The sequence below is a fragment of the Salinicola sp. LHM genome (assembly GCF_034479735.1).
In the GTDB taxonomy this organism is placed as follows: Bacteria; Pseudomonadota; Gammaproteobacteria; order Pseudomonadales; family Halomonadaceae; genus Salinicola; species Salinicola salarius.
Genome location: NZ_CP140261.1, coordinates 3,906,753 through 3,927,672, shown reverse-complemented (window position 1 = coordinate 3,927,672; position 20,920 = coordinate 3,906,753). Strand labels below are relative to the sequence as shown.

Sequence of the window (20,920 nt, the reverse complement as noted above, 5' to 3'; positions counted from 1 at the left end):
GGCATAAGGGGAACTATCGTGATGACTTCCGTGGCATTGCCCCACCGTGACCGACAGCGCGCGCTGGGGCTCTCGACCCTGGCCTTCACGCTGTGCTTCGCGGTGTGGACAATCTTCTCGATCATTGGCCTGCGTATCAAGCAGGAGCTGGGGTTGTCCGACACGCAACTGGGCCTGTTGATGGCAACGCCGGTGCTGACCGGTTCGATCAGCCGGTTGCTGCTCGGTATCTGGACCGACCGCTTCGGCGGGCGCTGGGTGTTTGGACTGGTGATGCTGACCTCCGCCGCCTGCGTCTACCTGCTTACCTTTACTTCCAGCTACGCCATGCTGTTGCTGGCAGCGCTGGGGGTGGGGCTGGCCGGCGGTTCGTTCATCGTCGGCGTGGCCTATGTATCGGCGTGGTTTCCCGCCGCGCAGCAAGGCACGGCACTGGGTATCTTCGGCGCCGGCAACGTCGGTGCGGCGGTGACCAACTTCGTCGCACCGTTTTTGCTCGTCGCGCTGGGCTGGCAGACGACGGCACTGATCTACGCCACGGTGCTGGCCGCCATGGGCGTGGCCTTCATCATGCTGGCCAAGAACGATCCGCTGCGCGACGAACGGGCACGGCAGCGGGTGCCGCTGTGCGATCAGCTTGCGCCCCTGGCCGAGCTGCGCGTATGGCGCTTCTCGCTGTACTACTTCTGCACCTTCGGCGGCTTTGTCGCGCTGGCATTGTGGCTGCCGCTGTATCTGATGAACGTCTACGGCCTGAGCCTGACCACGGCGGGGGTCGTTGCCGCGCTGTTCTCGGTGCCGGCCTCGCTGTTTCGCATCCTCGGCGGCTGGCTGGCCGATCGGATCGGTGCGCGGCGGGTGATGTACTGGACGTTCGGCGTGGCCGTGGCCTGCCTGTTTCTGCTCAGCTATCCGTCCGCCCACTATGCGATCGAAGGCGTGCGCGGCGAGGTCGATTTCTCGCTGTCGGTAGGGTTGCCGGCCTTCATTGCGCTGATCTTCGTGCTGGGCTTTTTCATGTCGCTGGGCATGGCGGCGGTCTTCAAGCACATCCCCGTCTACTATCCGCAGCATGTCGGCGCGGTGGGCGGTGTGGTTGGCATGGTTGGCGGGCTGGGCGGTTTCTTCCTGCCGCTGACCTTCGGCATGCTCAACGACGTGGTCGGCATCTGGCAGAGCTGCTTCATGCTGATGTTCATCATCGTGGCCGGTGCGCTGGGCTGGATGCACTACGCCATCCGCCGGGCCGAGCGCGACGAATGGGCTGCGCACCGGCCGAGCACCGACCTGCCCGAACTGGCGGCACCGAAAGGCTTCGTGCTCAACGAGTGGCACCCGGAGGATGCTGGCTTCTGGGCGCGCACCGGGCGCCGCATTGCCCGGCGCAACCTGTGGATCTCGATTCCCAACCTGCTGCTGGCCTTTGCCGTGTGGTCGGTCTGGTCGATCCTGGTGGTCAAGCTGCCGACATTTGGCTTTCCCTACACGCCCAATCAGCTGTTCTGGCTAGCGGCATTGCCGTCGCTGTCCGGCGCGACGCTGCGCATTTTCTATAGCTTCATGGTGCCGATCTTCGGCGGCCGGCGCTGGACGGCGATTTCCACCGCATCACTACTGCTGCCGTGCCTGTGGATCGGCGTGGCGCTGCAGCACGTTGAAACGCCCTACAGCGTGATGCTGATTCTCGCCCTGCTGTGCGGCTTCGGCGGCGGTAACTTCGCGTCGAGCATGGCCAATATCAGCTTTTTCTTCCCCCAGACCCAGAAGGGCACTGCCATGGGATTGAACGCGGGGCTGGGCAATCTGGGCGTTTCGGTACTGCAACTGGTTGGCCCGCTGGTGATCGCCGGCAGCGTGCTGGGGCCGATGGCCGGCGCGCCGCAGACGGCGATGACAGGCGCTGCCGAGGGCCAGGAGATCTGGCTGCAGAATGCCGCCTTCATCTGGGTGCCGTTCATCGTCATCGCGGCGCTGGCGGCCTGGTTCGGCATGAACGATATCGCTGCCGCCAAGTCCTCGTTCCGCGATCAGGCGGTGATCTTCAAGCGCAAGCACAACTGGCTGATGTGCTGGCTCTATCTGGGCACCTTCGGCAGCTTCATGGGCTTTGCCGCCGGTTTTCCGTTGCTGTCCGGCATGCAGTTTCCCGCGGTCGACCCAACCCGCTACGCCTTTCTCGGCCCGCTGGTCGGTGCGCTGGCCCGGCCGCTGGGCGGCTGGCTTTCCGATCGCCTGGGCGGTGCGCGGGTCACGCTCTGGAACTTCGCCCTGATGATCGTCGGCGTCCTCGGGGTGCTGACCTTCTTGCCCGGCGAGCACGGCGGGGGCAGCTTCTTCGGCTTCTTCGTCATGTTCCTGGTGCTGTTCATTGCCACCGGCATCGGCAACGGTTCCACCTATCGCATGGTACCGGTGATCTTTCTCAACCAGCGCCGACAGGCGCTCGGCGAAGCGCATGCCGAACAGGCACAGGTCGAAGCCAGCCGCGAGACCGCCGCCGTGCTCGGCTTCATTTCGGCCATCGCCGCCTACGGCGGATTCTTCATCCCCAAGGCCTACGGTACCTCCATCGGCCTGACCGGTGGTGTGGGCGCGGCGCTGATCGGCTTCATCGTCTTTTACCTGAGCTGCATGGCGCTGACCTGGTGGTACTACGCCCGCCGCAATGCACCGGCACCGTGCTGATACGCTCATTCAGGAGGAACCTTTCATGAGCCATTTTCTCGACCGTCTGAATTATCTGCGCAAGCCCCGCACGCCGTTTGCCGGCGGCCATGGCGAAACCCGTGACGAAACCCGCGACTGGGAAGACGGCTACCGCGCCCGCTGGCAGCACGACAAGGTCGTGCGCTCGACCCATGGCGTCAACTGCACCGGCTCGTGCAGCTGGCAGATCTACGTCAAGAACGGGCTGGTGACCTGGGAAACCCAGCAGACCGACTACCCGCGTACCCGCCCGGACCTGCCCAACCATGAGCCGCGCGGCTGCCCGCGCGGGGCGAGCTATTCGTGGTATCTGTATAGCGCCAACCGCCTCAAGTATCCGACGGTGCGCAAGGCGTTGATCCAGCTATGGCGTGAGGCACTGGCCGTACATGACGACCCGGTCGATGCCTGGGCCTCCATCGTCGAGGACCCGGCCAAGACCGCGCAGTACAAGAAGGTGCGCGGCATGGGCGGCTTCGTGCGCGCCAGTTGGGAAGAGCTCGAAACCCTGGTCGCTGCCGCCAACGTCTATACCGCCAAGCAGTACGGCCCGGACCGTATCATCGGCTTCTCGCCGATTCCGGCGATGTCGATGATTTCCTATGCCTCGGGGGCGCGCTATCTGTCGCTGATCGGCGGGGTGTGCCTGTCGTTCTACGACTGGTACTGCGACCTGCCGCCGGCCTCGCCGATGACCTGGGGCGAGCAGACCGACGTGCCCGAATCGGCGGACTGGTACAACTCGAACTACATCATCGCCTGGGGCTCCAACGTGCCGCAGACACGGACCCCCGACGCGCACTTCTTCACCGAAGTGCGCTACAAGGGCACCAAGACGGTCGCGATCACTCCCGATTACGCCGAGGTCGCCAAGCTGTGCGACGAATGGCTGAGCCCCAAGCAGGGCACCGACGCGGCGCTGAGCATGGCGATGGGTCATGTCATCCTCAAGGAGTTTCACCTCGACAAGCCCAGCGCCTACTTCACCGACTACGTGCGCCGCTACACCGACATGCCGATGCTGGTCGAGCTGGAAGCACGCGAGGATGGCAGTTTCGTGCCCGGCAAGCAGCTGCGTGCCAGCGATTTCGACGCCAGCCTGGGCCAGGACAACAATCCCGAGTGGAAGACCGTTGCCTGGGATGAAACCAGCAACCGTCTGGTGGTGCCGCGCGGCTCCATCGGCTTCCGCTGGGGTGAAAAGAGTGGCGAGCAGGACGGCAGCGAAGGCCGCTGGAACCTTGAGCCGCTCGATGCCGACGGCAACGAGGTCTCGCTGCAACTGTCGCTGGCCGGCAGCCACGACTGCGTCGCCAAGGTTGCCTTCCCCTATTTCGGCGGGGTTCCCCATGAGTATTTCAGCCATGTGGCCGGCAACGACGTGCTCTACCACAGCCTGCCGGCCAGGTGCCTGACCCTGGCGGACGGCCGCGAGGTACTGGCGGTGACCGTGTTCGACCTGATGGTCGCCAACTACGGCATCGACCGCGGCCTGGGCGGAGAAGGGGAGGATGACGGCGCCACCGCCTTCGATCAGTTGCGCCCCTATACGCCGGCGTGGCAGGAGGCGATCACCGGCGTGCCGGCGGCGCAGGTGATCCGGTTGGCGCGGGAGTTTGCCGACAATGCCGACAAGACCCATGGCCGTTCGATGATCATCGTCGGGGCGGGCCTGAACCACTGGTATCACATGGACATGCAGTACCGCGGCCTGATCAACATGCTGATCCTGTGCGGCTGCATCGGCCAGAGCGGCGGCGGCTGGGCCCACTATGTCGGCCAGGAGAAGCTGCGCCCGCAGACCGGCTGGCTGCCGCTCGCCTTCGGCCTCGACTGGAACCGTCCGCCGCGGCAGATGAACGGCACCTCGTTCTTCTACAACCACTCCAGCCAATGGCGTTTCGAGAAGGTCGAGGTCAAGGAACTGCTGTCGCCGCTGGCGCGGCGCGAGGACTACAGCGGCAGCCTGATCGACTTCAATGTCCGTGCCGAACGCATGGGCTGGCTGCCGTCGGCGCCGCAGCTCGACCGCAATCCGCTGCGCCTGGCCGCTGCCGCCGCAGAAGCGGGCCAGCCGCTCAACGATTACGTCGTCGACCAGCTCAAGGCCGGTACGTTGCGCTTTGCGGCCGAGGACCCGGACAGCCCGCAGAACTTCCCGCGCAACATGTTCGTATGGCGCTCCAATCTGCTGGGCAGCTCCGGCAAGGGCCATGAATACATGCTCAAGTACCTGCTCGGCACCCGCAACGGCGTGCAGGGCAAGGATCTCGGCGAAATGGACGGCGTGCTGCCCGAGGAAGTGGTGTGGCGCGATGAGGCACCGGAAGGCAAGCTCGACCTGCTGGTCACCCTCGACTTCCGCATGTCGACCACCTGCCTGTATTCCGACATCGTGCTGCCGACGGCGACCTGGTACGAAAAGGACGACCTCAACACCTCGGACATGCATCCCTTCATTCACCCGCTGACCGCGGCCACCGACCCGGCCTGGGAGTCGCGCAGCGACTGGGAGATCTACAAGGGCATCGCCAAGGCGTTTTCACGGGTGTGCGTGGGGCATCTCGGCGAAGAGACCGATCTGGTCACGCTGCCGCTGCAGCACGATTCGCCCGGGGAGCTGGCCCAGCCCGAGGTGCGCGACTGGAAGAAAGGCGAATGTGCGCCGATCCCCGGCAAGACCATGCCGAGCCTGGTGGCGGTCAAGCGCGACTACCCGGCGACCTATGAACGCTTCACCTCGGTCGGGCCGCTGCTCGATACGCTTGGCAATGGCGGCAAGGGCATCAACTGGCAGACCGAGTCCGAGATCGAGCTGCTCGGTAAGCTCAACCAGCGCAAGCATGACGGCGCGGCCCGCGGGCGGCCGCGCATCGAGACGGCGATCGATGCCGCCGAGATGATCCTGACGCTGGCGCCGGAGACCAACGGCAAGGTGGCGGTCAAGGCATGGGAGGCGCTGTCGAAGATCACCGGCCGCGAGCATGCCCACCTGGCGCTGCCCAAGCATGAGGAGAAGATCCGTTTCCGCGACGTGGTCGCCCAGCCGCGCAAGATCATCTCCAGCCCGACCTGGTCGGGGCTGGAAGACGAGCATGTGTCCTACAACGCCGGCTACACCAACGTCCACGAGTTGATCCCGTGGCGCACCGTGAGCGGCCGCCAGCAGTTCTATCAGGATCACGCCTGGATGCGCGCCTTCGGCGAGAGCCTGCTGGTCTACCGCCCGCCCATCGATACCAAGGCGATCAGCAGCCTCAAGGCGCCGCGCGGCAATGGCAATCCGGAAATCGCGCTGAACTGGATCACCCCGCACCAGAAGTGGGGCATCCATTCCACCTACTCGGACAACCTGCTGATGCTGACGCTGTCACGCGGCGGCCCGATCGTGTGGCTATCCGAGGACGATGCGCGCGCCATCGGCGTCGAGGACAACGACTGGATCGAGCTTTATAACGCCAACGGTGCGGTGGCGGCCCGGGCGGTGGTCAGTCAGCGGGTCAAGAACGGCATGGCGATGATGTACCACGCCCAGGAGCGCATCGTGAACATTCCCGGCTCCGAAGTGACCGGCACCCGCGGCGGCATTCACAACTCGGTGACCCGCGTCTGTCCCAAGCCGACCCACATGATCGGCGGCTACGCCCAGCTCTCCTACAGCTTCAATTACTACGGCACCGTCGGCTCCAACCGCGACGAGTTCGTCATCGTGCGCAAGATGCACCACGTCGACTGGCTGGATGGCGAAGGCAACGATTATGAGCAGGAGACTGTGAAATGAAAATCCGTTCGCAAGTGGGCATGGTGCTCAATCTCGATAAGTGCATCGGCTGTCATACCTGCTCGGTGACCTGTAAGAACGTGTGGACCAGCCGTGAAGGCGTGGAATACGCCTGGTTCAACAACGTCGAAACCAAGCCGGGTGTCGGTTATCCCAAGCAGTGGGAGAACCAGAGCAAGTGGAAGGGCGGCTGGCTGCGGCGCGCCGATGGTTCCATCGAGCCGCGCATCGGCGGCAAGTGGCGGGTGCTGGCAAACATCTTCGCCAACCCCGACCTGCCCGAGATCGACGACTACTACGAGCCGTTCGACTTCGATTACCAGCATCTGCACAAGGCCGGCGAGAGCAAGCATCAGCCGGTGGCGCGGCCACGTTCACTGATCAGCGGCCAGCGCATGAACAAGATCGAATGGGGCCCGAACTGGGAAGAAATCCTCGGCACCGAGTTTGCCAAGCGGCGCCGCGACAAGAATTTCGACCAGGTCCAGGCTGACATCTACGGCCAGTTCGAAAACACCTTCATGATGTACCTGCCCAGGCTGTGCGAGCACTGCCTCAACCCGGCCTGCGTGGCGTCCTGTCCGAGTGGGGCGATCTACAAGCGCGAGGAAGACGGCATCGTGCTGATCGACCAGGACAAGTGCCGTGGCTGGCGGATGTGTGTTTCCGGCTGCCCGTACAAGAAGATCTATTACAACTGGAAGAGCGGCAAGTCCGAGAAGTGCATCTTCTGCTATCCGCGCATCGAATCGGGCATGCCGACAGTATGCTCGGAGACCTGTGTCGGCCGTATCCGCTACCTCGGCGTGCTGCTATATGACGCCGACCGCATCGAGGAAGTCGCCGCTTCCGCCGATGAGCGCGACCTCTACCATCGCCAGTGCGAGATATTCCTCGACCCCCATGACCCGGAGGTGATCGCCCAGGCACGGCGCGACGGCATTCCCGACAACGTGATCAAGGCCGCCCAGGCGTCGCCGGTCTACAAGCTGGCGATCGATTGGCAACTGGCACTGCCGCTGCACCCCGAATACCGCACCCTGCCGATGGTGTGGTACGTGCCGCCGCTGTCACCGATCCAGTCGGCGGCCGAAGCGGGCCACGTCGAAAGCGACGGTGTGCTGCCGCAGATCGAGTCGCTGCGCATTCCCGTCAAGTATCTCGCCAACCTGCTCACCGCCGGCGAAGAGGCACCGGTGGTCATGGCACTCAAGCGGCTGATGGCGATGCGGGTCTACAAGCGTGCCCAGCAGGTCGAGGGTCGCGAGGCCAGCGAGGTACTCGATGCGGTAGGGCTGAGCGTGGCGCAGGTCGAGGAGATGTACCGCTATCTGGCGATTGCCAACTACGAAGACCGTTTCGTGATCCCTGCCAGCCACCGCGAGCTGGCCCGCGAGGCGTTCCCCGAGCGCGGCGGTTGCGGTTTCTCGTTCGGCAGCGGCTGCAACGGTGGCGACAATACCGTCAGCCTGTTCGGCGGTCGCAAGCAGACCGCGACGCTGGTCAAGCCGCTGACCGATCATGACGAGGCGGTGGGCTATTACTCGCCTGACGAGACCAGACAGTCGCGGGAGGCCAACGATGCGTAGTCTGATCGTACTGGCGCGCCTGCTCGATTATCCGACCGCTGAGTTGCAGCAGGCCGCAGCGGAAATGCTTGAGGTCATCGATGGCGAGGCACACCTGAGCCGTCAGCGCCGTTTCGAGATTAAGACATGGATCACCGCCATCGCCAATGCTGACCTGCTCGACCTGCAGGCCGATTACGTGGCGTTGTTCGACCGCGGTCGCGCCACGTCGCTTCTGCTGTTCGAACATGTCCACGGCGAATCGCGTGACCGTGGCCAGGCGATGGTCGATCTGCTCGCCCACTACCATGCCGCGGGTTTCGAGCTGTTGGCCCGCGAACTGCCGGACTATCTGCCGCTGTTCCTGGAGTTTCTGTCCACCCGCGATGACGAGGAGATCGCCCGCCAGCTCGGCGAGGTGGCGCATATCCTGGCACGGCTGGCGGCACGGTTGATCGAGCGTGACAGCGATCATGCCCTGGTGCCGGCGTCGCTGCTGGCGATGATCGGCATGGAGGACACCATCGACGACCATCTCGAACACGCGCGTGAGGAACCCCGCGACGATACGCCCGCCGCGCTGGATGCGGTCTGGGAGGAGGAGGCGGTGCGCTTTTCCGCCGCCTCCGATCAGGACTGTGCGCTGCAATCGGCCACCGGGCGGCGCCAGGCACAGCTCAAGCGCGATTTCCGGAGCGATGTGCCGCTGCGCATCGTCGAATCCCCGGCGTCTGACGCTAATCCCGATCGTCCGGTTTCCTGATGCAAGGAGTCCCGCCATGAGTTATCTCAATACACTGCTGTTCGGCTTCTACCCCTATCTGGCTGGCACGGTCTTTCTGGTCGGCAGCCTGCTGCGCTTCGATCACGGCCAGTACACTTGGAAAACCGGCTCCAGCCAGTTGCTGAGCCACCGCCGCCTGCGGCTGGGCAGCAACCTGTTCCATATCGGCATTATCGTCATCTTCTTCGGCCATCTGGTCGGGCTGCTGACGCCGCACTGGGTCTATGCGCCCTTCATCGCCGCGGGAAACAAGCAGCTTCTCGCCATCGTTGTCGGCGGCATCGCCGGCATCATGTGTCTGGTCGGCGGGCTGATCCTGCTCCATCGCCGCCTGACCGATCCGCGGGTGCGCGCCACGTCGAGCACCGCCGATATCCTGATTCTTGCCCTGCTGGTCGCGCAGGTGTCGCTGGGGCTGTTGACGATCTTCTCTGCCGTCCATCACCTCGACGGCAGCGTGATGCTGCAGCTGGCGGACTGGGCCCAGGGCATCATCTTCTTCCGCGGCGGTGCGGCGGATCACCTCGTCGCAGTGGGACTGATCTATAAGCTGCATATCCTGATCGGCCTGACGATCATCCTGCTCTTTCCCTTCACGCGGCTGGTGCATATATGGAGCGCGCCGCTGGGCTATATCGGACGGCGTTACCAACTGGTGCGTCGCCGGGCATAAGAGCGGCTGCCCGCACTCTGCGCGCTCCATTTCATCAGGTTCACCAAGGGGATCGAGATGCAAGAAATCGCCATCGAACAACTGCCGGCCGACAGTGACCATCCGGTCATTCGGGTCGGCGCCACGGTCATCGCGGAGGAGACCGTCGCCCGCGAGATGCAGTATTACAGCGCGGCCACCCCTGAGGAGGCGTTCAGGCAGGCCGCCCGAGCGCTGGCGATCCGCGAGTTGCTCACCCTGCGCGCTGATGAGCTGGGGCTGGCGCACGATCCTGACAATGAGCAAGCGCGCCTGACCCAACTGCTGGAGCATGAACTGGATACTCCCGAGCCGGACGAGGCGGCCTGCCGCCGCTTCTTTGCCGCTCATCCCGAGCGTTTCAGGACTCCGACGCGGCTCGATGTACGTCATATCCTGCTCGCTGCCGCGCCTGACGACAGTGCGGCACGCGATGCCCAGCGGCGGCTGGGCGAGACGCTGCTGGTCGAGCTGGCTGACCATCCCGAGCGCTTCGATGAGCTGGCGATGCGCCATTCGGCCTGCCCATCGCGGGAGGACGGCGGCCGGCTGGGCTGGTTGGCACCGGGGCAGACCGTCGAGGAGCTGGACAATGCGCTGCGCCATCTGCCGGAGGGGCTGCACAATCGTCCGCTGGCTTCACGCTACGGCTGGCATATCGTGGCGATCGACCGGCGCATCGACGGGCAGCCGCTGCCCTTCGAGCGGGTCGCCGGCCGGGTGCATCATACGCTGCGCGAGCAGGCGTCGCGCCGCGCGCTGCGCCATTATCTGCTCGCCCTGGCCAATCAGTATGGCGTCGAAGGCGTGGCGCTCGAAACGGACGGTGCGCTGATGCAGTAGGCTGCAACGATGCTTCGGTTGCATCACGCTTTCGAGCAGACTCCAGGAGAGCCGATATCGCAGCGTTCGAAATTGTCCTCGAAGAGGGGCCTGATGCCTCGCAGCAGAGGCTGAGAAGAGATGAGAACAAAAAAGCCGCCCTGGGCAGGGCGGCACTAAGGACCGTGACTAGCATGATGAGGAGATAACCATGGCAGGAACCTGACATTCGCTGCTGTGGTCAGTGGCGTTTGGCGACGCCACGATGTAAAGGTTAATCATTCTCATTCATCGTTGCAAGCGTAACGAGAATCTTTTTTATTTGGGGCAGTCGGCGCATTCCGAATCCGTGTGCTCAGTTCACGCCAAAAGCGTTCAAGAGCAGCGGCAATGTCGCCATCGCCAGCAGCGTCTGACCGGTAATCACGGCGGCCATCAGTTCTGCGTCACCGCCCAGCTGGCGGGCCAGGATATACGCCGATGTGGCGGTCGGCAGCGCGGCGAACAGCAGCGCGATGTCACGGTCCGCGCCGTGAAGGCCGACCATCCAGGCCAGCGTCAATACGATCAACGGGGTGACGAGCAGCTTGAGTGCGCTCGACAGCCAGAACGCCTTGCCGCTGTGCCACAGTGCCTGCGGGCGCAATGCCACGCCGACGGCGACCAGCCCCAGCGGCAGGGCCGCATCGCCGAGCAGTTCGATGGCCTCGAAGCTCCAGCCGGGCAGGCCGATACCGCCGAGATTCAGCGCGATACCCAATAGACAGGCGAGAATCAGCGGGTTGCGCAGCAACGCCACGGCGCTGCGACGCAGGCTGGCGCTACCCAGCGTGCCGGAGGCGATGAAGGCCAGCACACAGAGGATATTGGCGGTCGGCACCATTAGCGCGACTGCCACGGCCGCCACCGTGGTGCCGGCCGCGCCATGCAGCGCCGTGGCGCCGGCGACGCCGACATAGGTGTTGAAGCGCACCACGCCCTGAAAGGTCGAGGTGAAGGCGGGTGGCGCCAGCGCCAGGCGATGTCGCGCCAGCCAGAGACCCAGGCCCAGCAGTGTCATGGTGCCGAGCAGCGTCACGCCGAGCCGAAGCACCGGGACCTGGCGGACGTCGGCGGTCGCCAGCGTCGCCACCAGCATGGCCGGGAACAGCAGGTAATAGATGAAGCGCTCGAGTCGGGGCCAGAAATCGCCGCCCGGGAAACGTGCCCAACCCAATGCGGCACCGAGTAGAATCAATAGAAATAGCGGGCCAAGGGCGTTAGCGATGTCGCTCATGTGTCATCCTTGTCGAGCGCTTCGATGAGGTTCGGGGCGCCGGTGCCGGCCAGTTTATCGATTAATACCCAACGCTTGGAGTCTTCGAAAGTCCATGGCTGCCTACGAAGAGGAAACCACCAGACCGCGGATGCTCAACCTGCTGATCGGTGTCACCTTGATGACGATCGTCATCGCGCTCTGGTATTTGCTCGATTACTACTATCTGCGCGAGTCGACCCGTGACGTGACCTGGTATCCGCCGGCACAAGGCTGCGTGCTGCTGGAGGGAGGGTGCCACGCCAACCTGGGGATCGATTCCTCATTGGCGTTTGCGCTGCAGGAGACACGCGATGGCGAAGACACGTTGACGTTCGAGGTTCGTGTTCACGGTCGCGCGCCGCAATCGGTGACGGTGCAGTTCATCGGCCGCGACATGAACGTGCAATCGCGACGGCTGTCGCTTCAGTCGCAAGGGGGTGGCTTGTTCGTCGGGGAGGGGACGCTGGGGCTGTGCAGCGCTCACGTGGATGCCTGGCGCGCGCAGGTGGTAGTGCTGAGCGATCATGGCCTGAAGGGAAGCTGGTTCGACTTCGACAGCCAGGAGCTGGGCGGTCCATCGGCGGGGCGAGGCGACAAGCGCTGCCTCTGAACGCCGACGCCGGCCTCGATGGGCCGGCGTCGGTTGAAACGGTAAGTGAACGTGGCGAGCGAGACGAAAGCCACGCCGTCGGCGTTTAGCTGTCGCCGTCGTCACCCGCGTCGCTGCTGCTGTCGTCAGCGCTGTCGTCGGGGTTGACGGCAAGCAGCTCGACCTTGAACTTCAGCGCCTGATTGGGGCCGATGGGGCCGCCGGTGCCGGCCGGGCCGTAAGCGAGGTCGGAGGGAACGGCGATTTCCCAGGTATCGCCGACGTGCATCATCTTCAGCGCTTCCTGCCAGCCGGGAATGACCTGATCGACCTTGAACGAGATCGGCTCGCCACGCTTGTAGGAGCTGTCGAAGACGGTGCCGTCCGGCAGAGTGCCTTCGTAGTTGACGCGAACGGTATCGTCGGCGCTCGGGGATTCGCCGTCACCGGATTCCAGGACCTTGTACTGCAAGCCGGAATCGGTGGTCTCGACGCCGTCTTTCTTGGCGTTTTCGGCCAGGAAGGCTTCGCTCTTCTTGCGATTCTCGTCGGCGACCTTCTTCTGCTCGGCCTTCTGCTCGGCGATCTTCTGCTGCTGATACTGGGTCAGCGTGCTGCTGATCTCGTCCTGGCTCATCTGCAGGTCGGCGTCGCCGTAGACGTCCTTGATGGCCGCCGCGAAGGCGTCGACGTCGAGATCCTTGATGTCCTTGGACAGACCCTGACCCAGCGTGGCGCCGATGCTGTAGCTGAGCTTCGCCTGGTCGCTGTCGAGGTCGATCTTGTCCTGGGCGAAGGCTGTCAGCGGCAGCGTCATGATGCTGCCGAGCGCGACGGCGGTTACCAAACGTTTCATGCAAACTCCTTGGGTCACGAATGAAACCGATGTTGGCCAGAGTGTGAAGAAGCCTCGAACATCGGCCGGATAGTCGTGTTGTGACTCTAACAGGTGGGTTTTGGTTCCGCATCCGGGGCATCGATTGTCCAGCACGCCAGCAATCGGCGTAACGGCGGGTAATCGTCGGCCGTCATGTCGCGCAATGTTTGGCAGGAAACCAGTGCCTGCTCGAGCGGGGAATTCACCTCGGCGACAAACGTGGGGAGCGCTTCCAGGCGCGCCAGCATCTCGCGCTCGGCCTGCAGCTCGGCCTGCTTGAGCAGCTGTCGTAACGGCTCCAACTGCGGTCGCCGGTGCGCCTCGGCCTTTAGCGCGCGGCGGCGCTCGCGCAGCGGCACGGTCATCTCGCGTTGCCAGCGTCTCGCCTCGGCCAGGGCATCGGCTGCCGCGGGATCGGGGCGTTGGTGGCGTTCGCTCAGCCAGGCGACCCACAGCAGTTCGCAGATGTCCCAGCCGTGTTCATCCTGCAGCGCCAGGCATTCGGCCTCCACATTGGGGCGAGCGTAGCGGTCCAGGGCATAGGACCAGAGTGAATCGGACCAGAGTGAATCGGTCGCGGCGGAGGCGGACATGGCATTCCATACCGATGGCGGATGGCTGGTAGAATGAGCGCCCATTCGATGCGCCCTGGAGCCCGGCATGATCGCATTCCGCCAACTCGCCCTGCAACGCGGCACCCGGCGACTGTTCGAGGGCGCCGACCTGATGCTGCACGAGGGGCAGAAGGTCGGCATCGTCGGCGCCAACGGTGCCGGCAAGTCGAGCCTGTTCGCCCTGATTCGCGGTGAGCTCGGCGCCGATGCCGGCAGCGTGGAGATCGCCGGTGGCAAGCGGATCGCCCACATGGCGCAGGAGGTTTCCGCCATCGAGCGCCCGCTAGTGGAGTATGTGCTCGACGGTGACGCCGCCTTGCGCGAGACGGAGACCGCGCTGGCCGAGGCACAGGCCAACGGCGACATGCAGCGCGAGGCCGTGCTGCACGGCCAGATCGAGGCGCTCGATGGCTATACCGCCCGGGCCCGCGCCGAACAGCTGCTCGCCGGGCTGGGATTCGCCCAGGACGATCTCTACCGCCCGCTGGCGGCCTTCTCCGGCGGCTGGCGGATGCGCGTGGGCCTGGCCCGGACGCTGTTCACGCCGTCGGAGATCCTGTTGCTCGACGAGCCGACCAACCACCTGGATCTGGATGCGCTGCTGTGGCTCGAGCAGTGGCTGACGCGCTATCCCGGCACGCTGATGCTGATCTCCCACGATCGCGATTTCCTCGACGCGGTCTGCGATCACATCCTGCACATCGACCAGGGCCAGTTGATGCTCTATCGCGGCCACTACAGTGCCTTCGAACGTGCCCGTGCCGAGCGTCAGCTCCAGCAGCAGGCAGCGTTCGAGAAACAGCAGGCGCGGCGGGCCGAGATCGAAAGCTTCGTCGAGCGCTTCCGCGCCAAGGCGACCAAGGCGCGCCAGGCCCAGAGCCGGTTGAAGATGCTCGAGCGCATGGAGACCATCGCCGCGGCGCGGGTCGATTCGCCATTCCGCTTTCAACTGCCGTGTGCCGACAAGACCTCGACGCCGCTGCTATCGCTGGATCGGGCCTCGCTGGGGTATTCCGAGCGCACGATCCTCGAAGGCGTGAAAGCGTCGATCCTGCCCGGTGAGCGTATCGGCTTGCTGGGGCCCAACGGCGCGGGTAAATCGACGCTGATCAAGACCCTGATCGGCGATCTGCCGCCGCTCGCCGGCGCTCGCGTACCGGGCGAGAACCTGGTGGTGGGCTACTACGCCCAGCATCAGTTGGAACATCTGGATCTCGGCGCGACGCCATTCACCCACGTGCAGCGGCTTTCGCCCACGGCCAGCGATCTGGCGATTCGCAACTTCCTCGGGGGCTTCGGCTTCCGTGGCGATGACGTGTTCGGCGACGTGTCGCGGTTCTCCGGCGGCGAGAAGGCGCGTCTGGCGCTGTCGCTGGTAGCTTGGGAAAAGCCCAACCTGCTGCTGCTGGACGAGCCGACCAACCACCTCGATCTGGACATGCGCGAGGCGCTGGCCGAAGCGCTGGCGGAATACGAAGGCGCGGTGATCATCGTTTCCCACGACCGTCACCTGTTACGGGCCAGCGTCGATACGTTCTGGCGCGTTGCCGACGGGCGGGTCGAACCCTTCGATGGCGATCTCGACGATTACCATCAGTGGCTGAAGTCCCGGGAAACGGAGCGGCGGCGCGATCTGAAGCAGGAGGCGCGCCAGGAGAAAGGGCCGGCGGATGGCGGCGATCGCAAGGCGGCGCGGCGGGCGGCCGCCGAACGTCGCGAGCAGATGAAACCGCTGCGCAAGCAGCGCGACGCGGCAGAAAAGAAGCTCGACAAGGCGCAGGCTGCCCTTTCGGCCCTGGAGGCGCGGCTGGCGGATCCGGACATCTACGACGTCGCCCGCAAGGACGAGTTAGCGCGCCTGGTTCGCGAACAGGGCGAGCTTCAGGCCGAGGTGGAGCAGCTCGAGAGTGACTGGATGGCGGCGGAAGAGGCCTTGGAGGCGTTGGAGGCGGAGCTAACGCAGGCGGAATCCTGACGCCATCGACGCTGGCCGCTAGCGTCTGTGCTGGCTACGAGCTACGAGCTACGAGCTACGAGCTACGAGCTTCGAGCTTCGAGCTTCGAGCTTCGAGCTTCGAGCTTCGAGCTTCGAGCTTCGAGCTTCGAGAAAGGGATTGCGAACTGTCAGCGTGATCGAATCCTGAATTCCGCGGCTCGCGGCTCGCGGCTCGCGGCTCGCGGCTCGCGGCTCGCGGCTCGCGGCTAATCGGCGTAGATCATCTTCCTGGTCATCCCTCCATCCACGCTGATGTGCTGGCCGGTAATGAACCCCGCCTTGTCGCTGGCGAGAAAGGCTATCGTCGCGGCGACATCGGCGGGCTGGCCGACGCGTCCTGCCGGATGCTGGTTGCGATCGATATCGCGATGTTCAGGCTCGCTACGCTGGCTAGTCTTTTGCCACGGTCCGGTTTCGATCCAGCCCGGGCAGATGGCATTGACGCGAATCTCCGGTCCCAGGCTGACGGCGAGCGCGTGGGTCATAGAGAGCAGCCCGCCCTTGGCCGCCGCATAGGACTCGCAGTGGGGCTCCGATTGCAGGGCGCGCGTGGAGGCAATGTTGACGATGGCGCCACCACGGTGGCGCAGGCCGGGCACGGCGGCGCGGGTGCACAGGAAGGCTCCGGTCAGGTGGCTCTCCTGCCATCGTCTCCAGTCTGCCAGCGCCAGGTCCTCGATCGGGCCACACATCGGGTCGGCGAGGCCGGCGTTATTGACCAGCAGATCCACGCCCGTGGACTGATCGTTTTCCTGCTGCCAATCCGTCAGATGCTGAAAGGCTTCCTTGACCTGCAGTTCGTCGCTGACGTCGACCACCACGGCCAGCAGCGTTGCCTCGGGGTAGTCGGCATCGAGTTCGGCCACCGCTTCCGGATCGCGATCCAGCGCCGCGACACGCCAGCCTTCGTCCAGCAGGAGCTCCACCGTGGCGCGCCCGATGCCCTGGGCGCCGCCGGTAATGATGGCGAGGGGGTGAGTCATGATCGAGAATCCTTTCATCGCGGCTCGAATGGCCGCTGTTCCCTGTTTATGCACCGCCGAATCCGGCGGGCATCGTTATTACCCGAGCCGTCGGTCAGCTCAAGTTTCCAGCATGAAAGTCACCGGCCCGTCGTTGATCAGCTCGACCTGCATATCCGCGCCGAACCGGCCGGTTGCCACTTTGGGCCACGCCGTTTGGGCCTGCTCCACCAGATAGTCGAACATGGCCTGGCCGTGGGCCGGCGGCGCGGCGCTGGAAAAACTCGGGCGCAGGCCCTTGTCGGTCGACGCCACCAGCGTGAACTGGGAGACCAGCAGCAACCCGCCCTCGATCTGTTGCAGGTTGCAATTCATGCGTCCCTCGCCATCCGCGAACACCCGGTAGTGCAGCAGCTTGTGCAGCAAGCGGTCGGCGTTGGTCCGGTCGTCTTCCGCGGCGATGCCGATGAGCGCCAGCAATCCTTGATCGATACGGCCGACGGTCTCGCCGTCGATGTCGACCGAGGCCCGGCTGACTCGCTGGATCAGAGCTCGCATGGCGGTTTGGCATCTCTCTCGGTTGGAATGGGCGGTGAGCGAAAGGTTAGCACGCTGAGGCGCCGATGAAATGATCGAGATTAGTAGCAAGCAAAGCGTTATTGAAAACAGGCGGTACTAGAACGTATGTTTATGTTACCCATGCCTCAAGGGTTGGGTGACTGCTGGAAACGGCGCCACACGCTGCCTGCTCACGTCGCGATGGCCGAACCGCCTTGCGAATAGCGGGTTTCGACGGCGCCAGGGCGCAATTGTCATGGGTCAATAAAGGCTTTGACGCCCGCCGCTTGGGTGGTGCTACTATCCAGACGGATCGAGCTGCCACGAATTGTCCTGGTTTGTACAGGATGAATCATGACAATTTGGCAAGGCCACGCCAAGCTGGGCGAGATGAAAATGATAAATGCGCCCGTCACCGAAAACTTGAGTTAATCGTGATCCGCCGCTGCGGATCCGAACCTTGCAGACGGAGATTTGAACGATGCGACACAACATTAATAAAGGCGTTATCAATAAAGGCGTCACGACACTGATTGCCGGTTCCGTCCTTTCCTGCCTGGCCGTGGGCGTCGCGCAGGCCGCGTCTCTCCAGGAGATCAAGGACTCCGGCTCGGTCCGGATCGCGGTAGCCAACGAAATTCCCTATGGCTACATGGACATGAGCGGCGAGGCCAAAGGTGCCGGCCCCGATGTCATCCGCCACATCATGAACGAGATGGGCGTCGACGATATCGAATGGGTCACCACCAACTTCAGTTCGCTGATTCCCGGCTTGCAGGCGGACCGTTTCGATATCGCCGCGGCCGAGATGGCGGTGCTGCCGGATCGTTGTCAGCAAGTGATCTACTCCGAGCCCAACTCCTCCTACGGCGAGGGGCTGCTGGTCAAGGAAGGCAATCCCAAGGATCTGCACGCGTTCAGCGACTTCGTCGAGGGTGATGCCAAGATCGCCATCATGGCGGGCGCGGATCAGCTCGACATGCTGCAGGCGCTCGGCGTACCGCAGGAAAACATGGTCACCATCGCCAGCAATGCCGATGCGATCTCCACGGTGTCGACCGGCCGCGCCGACGCCTATGCCGCGACCAGCCTGACGGTCAGCGAGCTGGCGGGAAAGAGCGATGACGTCGAGCCGGCAGCGGAATTCGTCGACCCGGTCATCGATGGTGAAGAAGTACGTAGCTGGGGCGCGTTCGCGTTCAATAGCGACAACACCGAACTGCGTGACGCGGTCAACGAAGCGCTTAAAGAGTACAAGCAGACCGATGACTGGAGCGAGACGCTGATGAGCTACGGCTTCAGTCAGGCCGATGTCGACGGCTCCAGTCACCGCACCACGGAAGAGCTCTGCACCGCGGATTCTTGAGTTTGGCAATCGAACTTCTGAACCCGATGTGACAGCGAACGCTCGCTCGAGACCACGGTTCTCGGGCGAGCATTCGGTTCGTCCTTGAACGGTGCCGGTACTGCCGGGGCCGTTCGTTAGCGAATGCGGAGTCTCCCCGATGGAATGGACGAGCTATCTCGCCCCCTTGTCCCAGGGTGCGTGGGTGACCGTGCAGCTCACGGTCTACTCGACGATTCTGGGTGGTATCTGTGCCTTCCTCTTCGGTCTCGGCAAGCTGTCTCACAATCCCCTCCTCAAGGGGATCAGCGTTGCCTACATCGAAATCTTCCGCGGCACCTCGCTGCTGGTGCAACTGTTCTGGATCTACTTTGCGCTGCCCATCATGGGGCAGGCGATCGGTCTCGACCTGCGTTTTCCGCCGGTGGTGGCAGGGGTCGTCGCGCTGGCGCTGAACATTGGTGCCTACGGTGCCGAGGTCGTGCGTGGCGCCGTGCAGGCCGTGCCCAAGGAGCAGTACGAGGCGGCGACGGCGCTCAATTTCACCTCGCGCAAGCGGCTGTGGCGCATCACGTTGCCCCAGGCGATTCCGGAGATGATGCCGACCTTCGGCAATCTCGCGGTCCAGAATCTGAAGGATACCGCGCTGGTGTCGCTGATCTCGCTCGGCGACATGGCTTTCCGCGCCGAACAGATCCGCAATTTCACTCAGGACAGCGTGACCGTCTACACCCTGGTCCTGTTCATGTATTTCGGCATGGCACTGGTTCTGACCGCGTGCATGAAGCTGCTGGAACGCTACGTTGGCCGCTGGCGCGCGGCGGGGAGATAACGCATGTTTTTCGGCATCGAATGGGATACCAGCAGCCAGTGGGCCTTCGCGGTCTCGATCTTTCCGATTCTGCTGCATGGCCTGGTAGTGACCCTGCAGGCCACCGTGGTCGGCTTCTTCATCGCCCTGATCCTGGGGCTGGTGCTGGCGGCGCTGAAGAGCGCGCCGACCCGCTTCATCCGCTGGCCGGCCAAGCTGATCACGGAATTCATCCGCGATACGCCGCTGCTGATCCAGCTGTTCTTTCTGTTCTACGTCCTGCCCGAGTTCGGACTGACGCTGCCGGCGTTCCTGACCGGTGCGCTGGCGCTGGGTGTGCAGTACAGCGCCTACACTTCGGAAGTCTATCGCGCGGGCCTGGAAGCCGTGGCCAAGGGGCAGCGCGAAGCGGCGCGGGCGCTCAATCTGGCGTCTTCGCGAACCTTTACCCATATCATTCTGCCACAGGCGATTCCACGCATCATTCCCGCACTGGGCAACTACCTGGTCTCGATCATGAAGGACGTGCCCGTGCTGTCGGTCGTGACCGTGCTGGAAATGCTCGGTGTGGCAAAGATCATCGGCGACCGCACCGGCGGCTACCTGATCCCGCTTTCCATGGTGGGTGGCCTCTATCTGGTCATGACGATCATCGCGTCCTTCGGTGTGCGCTACCTGGATACCCATTTGCCCAAGCGAGGCCTTTCTCTCAAATGAACGACGCCACGAAAACTCGCGATCCGATCATCAAGTTCGACAAGGTCGTCAAACGCTTCGGCGATCACGTGGTTCTCGACGAGCTCAACTTCGAAGTCCAGCGCGGCGAGAAGGTCACCATCATCGGTCCGTCCGGCTCCGGCAAATCGACAGTGCTGCGCATTCTGATGACGCTGGAAGAGATCAACGATGGTGTCGTCTACGTCGGCGATCAGCCGCTGTGGCACCAGTGGCGGGGAGATCGGTTGATTCCGGCCAGCGAGCAGCATCTACGCCAGATGCGCAGCCAACTGGGCATGGTCTTCCAGCAGTTCAACCTGTTCCCGCACATGACGGTGCTGCGCAATCTCACCGAAGCGCCGGTGCAGGTGCTGGGTGTCAAGAAGGCCGAAGCCCGACAGCGGGGTCTGGAACTGCTGGAGATGGTGGGGCTCGCCGATCAGACCGACAAGTATCCCCATCAGCTCTCCGGCGGCCAGCAGCAGCGGGTGGGCATTGCCCGTGCGCTGGCGATGCGGCCCAAGGTCATGCTCTTCGATGAGCCGACGTCGGCGCTGGATCCCGAACTGGTGGGAGAAGTATTGAACGTCATTCGGACTCTGGCGGACGAGCACGATCTGACCATGCTGCTGGTGACCCACGAGATGCACTTCGCGCGCCAGGTCTCCGACCGTATCTGCTTCTTCGACCAGGGTCGGATCAAGGAGCAGGGCAAGCCGGAGGATATCTTCACGGCGCCGAAGGAGGAACGGACCAAGGCGTTTCTCAAGGCAGTCCTCGATCCGGACGATTGAACACGAGC

The 20,920-nt window shown here is 63.9% G+C and carries 17 protein-coding genes; 12 read left to right on the top strand and 5 right to left on the bottom strand.

Features of this window, described 5'->3' with window-relative positions; all coding sequences use genetic code 11:
• The first annotated feature begins 21 nt into the window (after window positions 1-21).
• The 6 genes from R5R73_RS17875 to R5R73_RS17850 are packed head-to-tail and all read left to right on the top strand — an operon-like array spanning window position 22 to window position 10,373.
• The gene (locus R5R73_RS17875; RefSeq protein ID WP_322529619.1) at window positions 22-2,685 is read left to right on the top strand and encodes an MFS transporter; all 2,664 of its coding nucleotides are present in this window, start codon (window positions 22-24) and stop codon (window positions 2,683-2,685) included.
• A 25-nt stretch (window positions 2,686-2,710) separates the two neighbouring features.
• Complete coding sequence (locus R5R73_RS17870) at window positions 2,711-6,487, top strand: nitrate reductase subunit alpha (RefSeq protein WP_322528225.1); 3,777 nt, start codon at window positions 2,711-2,713, stop codon at window positions 6,485-6,487.
• On the top strand, window positions 6,484-8,076 hold the full coding sequence (gene narH, locus R5R73_RS17865) for a nitrate reductase subunit beta (protein ID WP_322528224.1): 1,593 nt from the start codon (window positions 6,484-6,486) through the stop codon (window positions 8,074-8,076). The genes R5R73_RS17870 and narH overlap by 4 nt, the downstream gene beginning before the upstream one ends.
• Complete coding sequence (narJ, locus tag R5R73_RS17860) at window positions 8,069-8,818, top strand: nitrate reductase molybdenum cofactor assembly chaperone (protein WP_322528223.1); 750 nt, start codon at window positions 8,069-8,071, stop codon at window positions 8,816-8,818. The genes narH and narJ overlap by 8 nt, the downstream gene beginning before the upstream one ends.
• A gap of 16 nt (window positions 8,819-8,834) precedes the next feature.
• Window positions 8,835-9,512 (top strand): respiratory nitrate reductase subunit gamma, encoded by a 678-nt coding sequence (gene narI, locus R5R73_RS17855; RefSeq protein WP_071231018.1) that lies wholly within the window; start codon window positions 8,835-8,837, stop codon window positions 9,510-9,512.
• 57 nt (window positions 9,513-9,569) lie between these two features.
• Window positions 9,570-10,373, top strand: coding sequence for a peptidylprolyl isomerase (locus R5R73_RS17850; protein WP_071231017.1), 804 nt, complete (start codon window positions 9,570-9,572; stop codon window positions 10,371-10,373).
• Window positions 10,374-10,707: 334 nt separating this feature from the next.
• Here R5R73_RS17850 and R5R73_RS17845 read toward each other — a convergent pair whose 3' ends face one another.
• Window positions 10,708-11,628, bottom strand: a complete 921-nt coding sequence (locus tag R5R73_RS17845) for an AEC family transporter (RefSeq protein WP_322528222.1) — start codon at window positions 11,626-11,628, stop codon at window positions 10,708-10,710.
• A gap of 94 nt (window positions 11,629-11,722) precedes the next feature.
• Between R5R73_RS17845 and R5R73_RS17840 the strand changes: the two genes are divergently transcribed.
• Window positions 11,723-12,259 (top strand): hypothetical protein, encoded by a 537-nt coding sequence (locus tag R5R73_RS17840; protein ID WP_322528221.1) that lies wholly within the window; start codon window positions 11,723-11,725, stop codon window positions 12,257-12,259.
• A gap of 85 nt (window positions 12,260-12,344) precedes the next feature.
• On the opposite strand, the gene R5R73_RS17835 is transcribed toward R5R73_RS17840, so the two are convergent.
• Both R5R73_RS17835 and R5R73_RS17830 read right to left on the bottom strand, forming a co-directional pair.
• Complete coding sequence (locus R5R73_RS17835; protein ID WP_071231014.1) at window positions 12,345-13,094, bottom strand: FKBP-type peptidyl-prolyl cis-trans isomerase; 750 nt, start codon at window positions 13,092-13,094, stop codon at window positions 12,345-12,347.
• A gap of 86 nt (window positions 13,095-13,180) precedes the next feature.
• Window positions 13,181-13,708 (bottom strand): TIGR02444 family protein, encoded by a 528-nt coding sequence (locus R5R73_RS17830; protein WP_322528220.1) that lies wholly within the window; start codon window positions 13,706-13,708, stop codon window positions 13,181-13,183.
• 67 nt (window positions 13,709-13,775) lie between these two features.
• On the opposite strand from R5R73_RS17830, the gene R5R73_RS17825 reads away from it, so the two are divergent.
• Complete coding sequence (locus R5R73_RS17825; RefSeq protein ID WP_322528219.1) at window positions 13,776-15,704, top strand: ABC-F family ATP-binding cassette domain-containing protein; 1,929 nt, start codon at window positions 13,776-13,778, stop codon at window positions 15,702-15,704.
• 227 nt (window positions 15,705-15,931) lie between these two features.
• On the opposite strand, the gene R5R73_RS17820 is transcribed toward R5R73_RS17825, so the two are convergent.
• The gene (locus R5R73_RS17820; protein WP_322528218.1) at window positions 15,932-16,708 is read right to left on the bottom strand and encodes an SDR family NAD(P)-dependent oxidoreductase; all 777 of its coding nucleotides are present in this window, start codon (window positions 16,706-16,708) and stop codon (window positions 15,932-15,934) included.
• 99 nt (window positions 16,709-16,807) lie between these two features.
• Window positions 16,808-17,245, bottom strand: a complete 438-nt coding sequence (gene dtd / locus R5R73_RS17815; protein ID WP_071231010.1) for a D-aminoacyl-tRNA deacylase — start codon at window positions 17,243-17,245, stop codon at window positions 16,808-16,810.
• Window positions 17,246-17,726: 481 nt separating this feature from the next.
• On the opposite strand from dtd, the gene ehuB reads away from it, so the two are divergent.
• From ehuB to ehuA, 4 genes are all read left to right on the top strand, one after another.
• The gene (gene ehuB / locus R5R73_RS17810; RefSeq protein ID WP_071231009.1) at window positions 17,727-18,611 is read left to right on the top strand and encodes an ectoine/hydroxyectoine ABC transporter substrate-binding protein EhuB; all 885 of its coding nucleotides are present in this window, start codon (window positions 17,727-17,729) and stop codon (window positions 18,609-18,611) included.
• 139 nt (window positions 18,612-18,750) lie between these two features.
• The gene (ehuC, locus tag R5R73_RS17805) at window positions 18,751-19,422 is read left to right on the top strand and encodes an ectoine/hydroxyectoine ABC transporter permease subunit EhuC (RefSeq protein WP_071231008.1); all 672 of its coding nucleotides are present in this window, start codon (window positions 18,751-18,753) and stop codon (window positions 19,420-19,422) included.
• A gap of 3 nt (window positions 19,423-19,425) precedes the next feature.
• The gene (ehuD, locus tag R5R73_RS17800) at window positions 19,426-20,118 is read left to right on the top strand and encodes an ectoine/hydroxyectoine ABC transporter permease subunit EhuD (RefSeq protein WP_110633835.1); all 693 of its coding nucleotides are present in this window, start codon (window positions 19,426-19,428) and stop codon (window positions 20,116-20,118) included.
• Window positions 20,115-20,912: an ectoine/hydroxyectoine ABC transporter ATP-binding protein EhuA gene (gene ehuA, locus R5R73_RS17795; RefSeq protein WP_322528217.1), complete on the top strand. Its 798-nt coding sequence runs from the start codon at window positions 20,115-20,117 to the stop codon at window positions 20,910-20,912. The genes ehuD and ehuA overlap by 4 nt, the downstream gene beginning before the upstream one ends.
• The last annotated feature ends 8 nt before the right edge of the window (window positions 20,913-20,920 follow it).

Coding starts and splice junctions, on each gene's coding strand:
- narI (WP_071231018.1), top strand. CDS start 8,835: ATGAGTTATCTCAATACACTGCTGTTCGGCTTCTACCCCTATCTGGCT.
- R5R73_RS17830 (WP_322528220.1), bottom strand. CDS start 13,708: ATGTCCGCCTCCGCCGCGACCGATTCACTCTGGTCCGATTCACTCTGG.
- ehuC (WP_071231008.1), top strand. CDS start 18,751: ATGGAATGGACGAGCTATCTCGCCCCCTTGTCCCAGGGTGCGTGGGTG.
- ehuD (WP_110633835.1), top strand. CDS start 19,426: ATGTTTTTCGGCATCGAATGGGATACCAGCAGCCAGTGGGCCTTCGCG.
- R5R73_RS17870 (WP_322528225.1), top strand. CDS start 2,711: ATGAGCCATTTTCTCGACCGTCTGAATTATCTGCGCAAGCCCCGCACG.
- R5R73_RS17875 (WP_322529619.1), top strand. CDS start 22: ATGACTTCCGTGGCATTGCCCCACCGTGACCGACAGCGCGCGCTGGGG.
- R5R73_RS17835 (WP_071231014.1), bottom strand. CDS start 13,094: ATGAAACGTTTGGTAACCGCCGTCGCGCTCGGCAGCATCATGACGCTG.
- dtd (WP_071231010.1), bottom strand. CDS start 17,245: ATGCGAGCTCTGATCCAGCGAGTCAGCCGGGCCTCGGTCGACATCGAC.
- R5R73_RS17840 (WP_322528221.1), top strand. CDS start 11,723: ATGGCTGCCTACGAAGAGGAAACCACCAGACCGCGGATGCTCAACCTG.
- R5R73_RS17850 (WP_071231017.1), top strand. CDS start 9,570: ATGCAAGAAATCGCCATCGAACAACTGCCGGCCGACAGTGACCATCCG.
- narJ (WP_322528223.1), top strand. CDS start 8,069: ATGCGTAGTCTGATCGTACTGGCGCGCCTGCTCGATTATCCGACCGCT.
- R5R73_RS17820 (WP_322528218.1), bottom strand. CDS start 16,708: ATGACTCACCCCCTCGCCATCATTACCGGCGGCGCCCAGGGCATCGGG.
- narH (WP_322528224.1), top strand. CDS start 6,484: ATGAAAATCCGTTCGCAAGTGGGCATGGTGCTCAATCTCGATAAGTGC.
- R5R73_RS17825 (WP_322528219.1), top strand. CDS start 13,776: ATGATCGCATTCCGCCAACTCGCCCTGCAACGCGGCACCCGGCGACTG.
- ehuA (WP_322528217.1), top strand. CDS start 20,115: ATGAACGACGCCACGAAAACTCGCGATCCGATCATCAAGTTCGACAAG.
- ehuB (WP_071231009.1), top strand. CDS start 17,727: ATGCGACACAACATTAATAAAGGCGTTATCAATAAAGGCGTCACGACA.
- R5R73_RS17845 (WP_322528222.1), bottom strand. CDS start 11,628: ATGAGCGACATCGCTAACGCCCTTGGCCCGCTATTTCTATTGATTCTA.